General features: G+C 39.1%; 9 protein-coding genes and 2 pseudogenes. 5 read left to right on the top strand and 6 right to left on the bottom strand.

Annotated elements, in window-relative coordinates; all coding sequences use genetic code 11:
* Window positions 1-196: 196 nt before the first annotated feature.
* The 6 genes and pseudogenes from FJR38_RS08885 to FJR38_RS08860 form a co-directional block, all read right to left on the bottom strand.
* Window positions 197-316, bottom strand: coding sequence for a photosystem II reaction center protein J (locus FJR38_RS08885; RefSeq protein ID WP_168497750.1), 120 nt, complete (start codon window positions 314-316; stop codon window positions 197-199).
* Between the two features lie 126 nt (window positions 317-442).
* Window positions 443-562, bottom strand: a complete 120-nt coding sequence (locus tag FJR38_RS08880; RefSeq protein WP_015081482.1) for a photosystem II reaction center protein L — start codon at window positions 560-562, stop codon at window positions 443-445.
* Window positions 563-571: 9 nt separating this feature from the next.
* Window positions 572-709 (bottom strand): cytochrome b559 subunit beta, encoded by a 138-nt coding sequence (gene psbF, locus FJR38_RS08875; protein ID WP_010997987.1) that lies wholly within the window; start codon window positions 707-709, stop codon window positions 572-574.
* Window positions 710-718: 9 nt separating this feature from the next.
* A complete protein-coding gene (gene psbE / locus FJR38_RS08870) occupies window positions 719-967 on the bottom strand; it encodes a cytochrome b559 subunit alpha (protein ID WP_104386002.1) in 249 nt (82 codons plus the stop codon).
* A 113-nt stretch (window positions 968-1,080) separates the two neighbouring features.
* Window positions 1,081-2,104, bottom strand: a pseudogene (locus FJR38_RS08865) (photosynthesis system II assembly factor Ycf48).
* Between the two features lie 69 nt (window positions 2,105-2,173).
* Window positions 2,174-2,518 (bottom strand): rubredoxin, encoded by a 345-nt coding sequence (locus FJR38_RS08860; protein ID WP_168497746.1) that lies wholly within the window; start codon window positions 2,516-2,518, stop codon window positions 2,174-2,176.
* Window positions 2,519-2,839: 321 nt separating this feature from the next.
* Between FJR38_RS08860 and FJR38_RS08855 the strand changes: the two genes are divergently transcribed.
* The 5 genes and pseudogenes from FJR38_RS08855 to FJR38_RS28340 all read left to right on the top strand — a co-directional run.
* On the top strand, window positions 2,840-3,802 hold the full coding sequence (locus FJR38_RS08855) for a transposase (RefSeq protein WP_168497744.1): 963 nt from the start codon (window positions 2,840-2,842) through the stop codon (window positions 3,800-3,802).
* Window positions 3,803-4,093: 291 nt separating this feature from the next.
* Entirely contained in the window at window positions 4,094-4,456 is a 363-nt protein-coding gene (locus tag FJR38_RS08850) for an NAD(P)H-quinone oxidoreductase subunit 3 (RefSeq protein WP_168497742.1), read from the top strand.
* Window positions 4,447-5,184 (top strand): NADH dehydrogenase subunit K, encoded by a 738-nt coding sequence (locus FJR38_RS08845; RefSeq protein WP_168497740.1) that lies wholly within the window; start codon window positions 4,447-4,449, stop codon window positions 5,182-5,184. Before FJR38_RS08850 ends, FJR38_RS08845 begins: the two co-directional genes overlap by 10 nt.
* On the top strand, window positions 5,177-5,704 hold the full coding sequence (locus tag FJR38_RS08840; RefSeq protein WP_168536568.1) for an NAD(P)H-quinone oxidoreductase subunit J: 528 nt from the start codon (window positions 5,177-5,179) through the stop codon (window positions 5,702-5,704). The genes FJR38_RS08845 and FJR38_RS08840 overlap by 8 nt, the downstream gene beginning before the upstream one ends.
* A 249-nt stretch (window positions 5,705-5,953) precedes the next feature.
* Window positions 5,954-6,344: pseudogene (locus FJR38_RS28340) on the top strand (transposase); the annotation flags it as partial.

The following is a 6,344-nucleotide window of genomic DNA, read 5'->3' as shown; positions in this document are numbered from 1 at the left end:
TATTGCTTAATTAAGCTCTGGTAATTGGTTACTTAGTTTTCTCACCAGTTACCTATGTTATGAACAACAAAACCGCCCATCTTTTTGAGATAGGCGGTTTTTATGTAGATTTTTGAAGACGGAGTTCAGAATCAATCAATGATTAAGCAAAAATCAAGTCTTTTGTAATTCTAATTACTTTCCTCTTCCAGTCGCATTACATTGAAGAACCAACTCCTGCGTAAGCTCCATAAAAGAAAATACCTACAACAGTGATTACACCTAAACCTGCAATCGTAGCGACGACCCACAGGGGAATTCTTCCACTTCCTGACACAGTTTCTCCTCCCTTAAAAATAAATCAACAGATTTGTTAGTCGTTAGTCGTTAGTCGTCAGTTGTCAATTGTCAATTATCAATTGTCAATTATTAGCTAACCAGCAACTGACGTTAAAAAGCCCAGTTAGTTAAAGAAGTAACTGGAAAATAGAATTCCTAGAACGAAGACTAATAGAAGTCCCAGGTAAAGAGAGGTACGGTTTAATTCAACCGGTTGTTGATTAGGATTAGGCGTTCTTTCCATGATTAACTCCTAGCGTTGAATAAACTGCATTGAGGCGATCGCGCCCAAAAAGAATACAGTAGGGACAGCTAAGGTATGAACCGCGATCCATCTGACTGTAAAAATGGGATAGGTAACTGGTTGATTGATGTTATTACCGCTAGTCATGATGTCAAATTACTTTCCAATAAATGTTTTTACTTGGTTTTTTGCGTCAAAACGATTGCTCACAATTGGCACTTCTTGACGAACTTGAGTAAAATACTCATTAGGACGGGGTGTGCCAAATACATCATAAGCCAGACCAGTGCTGACAAATAACCAACCAGCCACAAACAAAGCGGGGATGGTGATGCTGTGAATTACCCAGTAACGAATACTGGTTACAATGTCAGAAAACGGACGTTCTCCAGTGGTACCTGCCATTTTTATTTCACTACCTTGTTAAAGAGTATTATTGAGTTTATTATCCTACAAAGACAAGACAAGAGTTACAACTTGCAACTTTTTTCTCATAATACATCCATGATTGGGTGTAATTACGCCGCTTTCGATAGTGCTGCTGTTTCTTGTACTTTGGGGTTATATTTTAGCAAAACACCGCGATCGCCGATTATAAAACCTTGATTGGGATTAAAAAACACAATTTTGTAGAAATTAGCCGCAACCTTTTCTACATCACGATCTTTTTCCCAGGTTTTACCACATCAATACTGCGGAGTAAATTACCGCTACACCACCGACCCAGATTTCATCGGGTGTTCGATAAGCTAAATCTAGTAAACCCCAACTTGTGGCTAACTCTGGATATTCTACCTCTAACCACTCTTCGGCGTTAGTAGGATCGCTAAACTGAACTTGGCCACCTCGTGCTAATAACCACATTTGTCCATCCTTAGCAAAACCCATATTTTCTAAGCGACGGGAACTATTGCGGTTATGAGGTTCCCAAGCATTTTGTCCAGGTTGCCAAGTCGAGTAAAAACTACCCTTAGCCGAAACAGCGATATACTTACCATCAGGCGATCGCTCAATGTTCCGAACAACACCAACTGCCGCTTCCAAACTAGCTTTCCAGTTTTGACCACCATCTGTAGTCTGGTAAATAGCTCCCACATCTGTAGCCATTTCTGCTGTATTCTCAGCTATTGCTGTAATCGCAATTGGGCTACCAGGTAACTTTTCGCTTAAAGCGATTCGTGACCAAGACCGTCCTTCATCAGTAGTATGGAGTAGCAGAGAAGGTTCTCCCACAATCCAGCCTTCCTGACCAGAAAAACTAACAGAGTTAAAACGGTATCTGGGATCATCCAATTCTAATTTTAATGGTTGCCAAGTCTCACCACCATCATTAGTTTCTAAAAGAGTGGCATTACTACCCACTAAATAACCATGTTGGGAGTTATCAGCAAAGCCAATATCGAGTAACTTCGCGTCTGTTGGCACATTAATTACCTGCCAGGGATTGTAGCTAATAGAAGCAACATTACTACATCCTATACAGGCTATGGCTACTATCAATGCGGCAAAAAATCCTTGCCACTTTTTCACAATTGATTGCATCAATATTACTGAGGTTTTCCTAAATTTGGTAGATTTTTGGCGAATTGCGGTAAATAAAGATAGCGGTTTTTACTGTAGTCCATAAAGACTAATAAAAAACAAGAATCCCAGAGCTAAAGCCCCAAAAATCAAAATGTTCTTTTGAGTTGGTGTCAGCGTATTAACACCTAAACCGTAACCTAAGTTTTCCTTGAAACCCGATGCTGTACCCGCTGGTCCAATATTCGCAAAAACAGTTTTCTTCGCTATACAAACTGGACAGCGCCAATTTGTGGGTAGGTCTGCGAAAAGCGTTCCTGCGGGAATATCACTCTTGTCATCTCCCTTTTCAGGTTCATAAACATAACCACAAGAGCGACACTCATAGCGGTCTAACACTGGAGTCTCAACAGCTTGTTCGGCTTGTTCACTCATAATCTCGTGATCTCCCAGTGGGGAATTATTAAATATACGTTACAAATTATGACATAATTGTTAGACTTTTCTATCACTAATCACAAAGTTACGCCTGGTAGAATTCAAAATTTAAACTTCAAAATTTAAAAGGCATATTATACAAGCTTTTTAGGAATTTTAAGTTAGTTAACTTACGCTTCACGTCTGGGAACTGAGGATCATTTCCAAAAATTCTGCATATCTTGACATGAAATAGCTATTATGGTTAGATATCGGTGTCAAGCAAAGAATTATACAAAAAAAATCTGCATAATCAGTATTAAATGAAATGGCAAATTTATGACAAAACCCAAGCTTTCGATCATTATCCCCATGAGGGGTGGTGTTGAACATTCCTGGCTACAAGAACTGTTAAAAATCCAAGGTAACACCGAATTTATTTTAGTTTATCCGCCTAATGTCCCTTTCATACCCATTACTGAGCCTCGTCTTTGTCAAATCAGAAGTCCTTTACAAGGAGAATTGATTCAAAGAGTAACAGCCTTATTGAACGCATCCGGTGAATATGTTCTCTCCATAAACTGTGATGAGTATATTCATCCTCATATTGTGGCCATAGCCGAAGATTATTTTAGTAACTTTCCTGACAGCTATTTTTTTAGATTAAAACAAGTAGAATTTCCCTTTGGAAAACTACCAGTTGATAAGCCCTGGGGTTGTTTGAATAATATTAAAGATATCGAAATCAGAAAACCAAACAGCGAGAAAAATTACTCTCAGGAAGAAAAGGAATATACAATGCGAGAAATTCCCATTATTCCTTTAGATAATAAACCCGACTTTCTGGCACTTTTTAGAGGACGTAAAGATCATAGAGGACCACATCAAGAAAACTTTGACAAAAAAGTCTGGAAAAATGAATTAGTACAAGAAACACTCAAAGGTATTGTTCCTACCTTCACTATATTCGGTCCATTGAAATATGTTCCTTTTTGGACTGCTGACCGATTAATGGGATTATCTGTACAGGCTAAATTTTTTGAACCTGGGAAAATAGCCGGTCATTGGCTATCACTACCAGAACAACTTCGCACAGAAGACAATCCTCCCAACTACCCCAGAAAAAATCGTCGTTATGTCTTATCTGAATTGTCAATACTGAGGCAGTTCCCAGGTTTTGGCTATATCTGGAATTTGGTAGTATTTAACAGGGGCGGTATCTTTATGATTTGGTATCCTAAAGATACACTCAGAAGTATTGCTGAAAAAATAGGTCTGAAGAAACCTAATATTTCCCAATAGGCAAAGATGAGAATTTGACGCGAACTATCGAGATTAAAGGTGTAAAAGCAATCCAAAATCAAAATAATCAAGGATAAAACCCACACACTACCGCTCAGTGTGTCTATTTCCACGATTTCAGAACAGCCTTAAAGATATAATATAAAAAGAACATTATCCATATATTCAGTGAACAGCAAACAGTGAATATTGTCTATAGCTTAGTGAAAAATTAGCAAGTAATTAAGCTGATAATTATTCACTGTTCACTCATAACTGATTCCCTTACACCATTAGCGGTAGAAAACCATTGTGTTTGTTCTTAGCGGTTACGAGTACCTTCTAGGCTTTTTCATTTTGTGTAGCCTAGTTCCAGCCCTAGCACTGTCAGCCTCAAAAATCCTCAGACCCAGTGGTAACAGTCTAGAGAGACGCACTACCTACGAATGCGGACTAGAACCCATTGGCGGAGCTTGGATTCAATTCAACATTCGCTACTATATGTTTGCTCTAGTCTTCGTGGTTTTTGACGTAGAGACAGTATTTTTGTATCCTTGGGCAGTTGCTTTTAACCGTCTGGGTTTATTGGCATTTATTGAAGCCCTCATCTTTATTTCGATTCTCATCATCGCCTTAGTTTACGCATGGCGTAAAGGAGCTTTGGAATGGTCTTAAATTCTAATATCACTACCCAGGAAACAGAACAAATCATCAACCCCATGCAGCGTCCGACAGTCACCCACGGATTGTCAGAAAACGTAATTTTAACCACCGTTGATGACCTCTACAACTGGGCGCGGCTTTCTAGTTTGTGGCCTCTATTATTTGGTACAGCTTGCTGCTTTATCGAATTTGCGGCTTTAATTGGCTCTCGCTTTGACTTTGACCGTTTTGGGTTAATTCCTCGTTGTAGTCCCCGCCAAGCCGATTTAATCATCACTGCGGGGACAATTACCATGAAGATGGCTCCTCAATTGGTGCGTCTTTATGAACAAATGCCCGAACCCAAGTATGTAATTGCTATGGGTGCTTGTACAATCACTGGTGGGATGTTTAGCGTTGACTCCCCAACCGCAGTCCGCGGAGTTGATAAGCTGATTCCTGTAGATGTTTATTTACCTGGTTGTCCTCCTCGTCCAGAAGCGATTATTGACGCAATCATTAAACTGCGGAAAAAAATCGCCAACGACTCTATGCAAGAGCGGGATAACATCAAGCAAATCCACCGCTACTACAGTACAACTCATAATATGAAGCCAGTTCCCGAAATCTTAACTGGTAAGTATATGCAGTCAGATACCCGTTTCAATCCTCCCAAAGAATTGACAGAAGCGATCGGTATGGCTGTACCCCCAGCATTGTTGACAGCAAAGACACAGAAGGAGGAACAAGCGCGTGGCTGAAGAAGAATCTAAACCAGTTCTCGCAGCGGAAGCATCTCTAGTCCAAGCCGGCAAAGTTTCCCAATGGTTAGCGGAAAATGGCTTTGACCATGAGTTTTTAGAACTTGATGCTAACGGAGTAGAAATAATTAAGGTAGCAGCAGATTTCCTACTTCCTATTTCTACAGCTTTGTATGCTTATGGGTTTAATTATCTCCAGTTTCAGGGAGGTATTGACTTAGGTGCAGGAGAAGATTTGGTAAGTGTCTATCATTTACTAAAAGTCAGTGATAATGCTGACCGTCCTGAAGAAATCAGAGTCAAAGTGTTTTTACCTAGAGAGAATCCTTCTGTGCCTTCTGTTTACTGGATTTGGAAAACAGCAGACTGGCAAGAACGGGAAAGCTATGATATGTATGGCATCATCTATGAAGGTCATCCTAACTTGAAGCGGATTTTGATGCCCGAAGATTGGGTCGGTTGGCCTTTGCGTAAGGATTACATCTCGCCTGATTTCTATGAGTTACAAGACGCTTATTAAGTATTGCTGAAATTGAGTTTTCAGTAGTGAGAATTAACCCCTTTCCAGTAGTGGAGAGGGGTTTAAGTTATAAATTTTTATTTGTGTAATAGTGAATTATAAATAATTAGGCTATCATCAATTAATGTAATTAGGGCTTGCTGATTAAAGCTGAAACCCTTATATAAATAGTGATTGAAGTCTATAAATGGGAAAAAAGTGCAAGGCAATCGGGTAAAATGGGTAAAAATCCTCACAAAAACATAGAAAATGTATCGAAAAATTGAAACTCTACCTACCCCCATAGAAAAGTTTAAACTGCCATTTGAGGGACAGTTGGCAGAAGATAATAGATGGGTAATAATGGCGAATTTAATTCCGTGGTCAGAATTTGAAGATCAATATGCGAAACAATTCACGATAGAAATAGGCGCACCAGCAAAGTCTTTTCGAATAGCCATAGGAGCTTTAATAATCAAAGAAAGATTGGGTTTAAGTGATAGAGAAACAGTAGAACAAATAAGAGAAAATCCATATCTACAATACTTTATAGGATTGAATAGCTATAGTAATAAAGCACCACTTTGAGGCATCAATGTTAGTTCATTTTAGACAAAGAATAGATATAGAATTAGTGAACAGAATGAATAGAAGCATGGTT

This window comes from Anabaena sp. UHCC 0253 (genome assembly GCF_009712085.1).
Lineage (GTDB): Bacteria > Cyanobacteriota > Cyanobacteriia > Cyanobacteriales > Nostocaceae > Dolichospermum.
Note: the sequence above shows the minus strand (reverse complement) of the source record. Positions and strands in the feature narration are given on the sequence as shown.